Source organism: Agaribacillus sp. DX54 (assembly GCF_056858335.1).
Map to the genome: position 1 here is coordinate 1 of NZ_JBXEQE010000147.1, position 347 is coordinate 347.

The 347-nt window shown below is 49.0% G+C and carries 1 protein-coding gene; it reads left to right on the plus strand.

The features are described from left to right. On the plus strand, nt 1–298 hold a 298-nt coding region (locus AC04NP_RS30740), incomplete at its 5' end, for a transposase (protein ID WP_482863961.1). Nucleotides 299–347: the final 49 nt, after the last annotated feature.

Here is a 347-nt window from a genome sequence, read left to right on the forward strand (position 1 = left end):
AGCCAACTGGGAGAAGCTGACCACTTATTTTCAGTACTCAGCTCCAATAAGGAAGTTGATTTACACGACCAACGCAGTAGAGGGTTATCATCGTCAGATCAGGAAGGTGACCAAGACCAAGGGGGCATTCACCTCGGACATGGCCTTGTTGAAACTGGTCTATCTGGCTACCAAAAATATTGAGAAAAAATGGACATCGCCTTTGCGGAACTGGAGTTTGACCGTACAACAGTTGGCCATAAAATTTGGAGACCGGTTACCCCTTGATTTGGCGCGCAGCCCTTCTTCCGGGGGCTAGCCCCCGGAAGAAGGGCTGAGGAAGTAGACAGAGTTTACTTTACACTTCC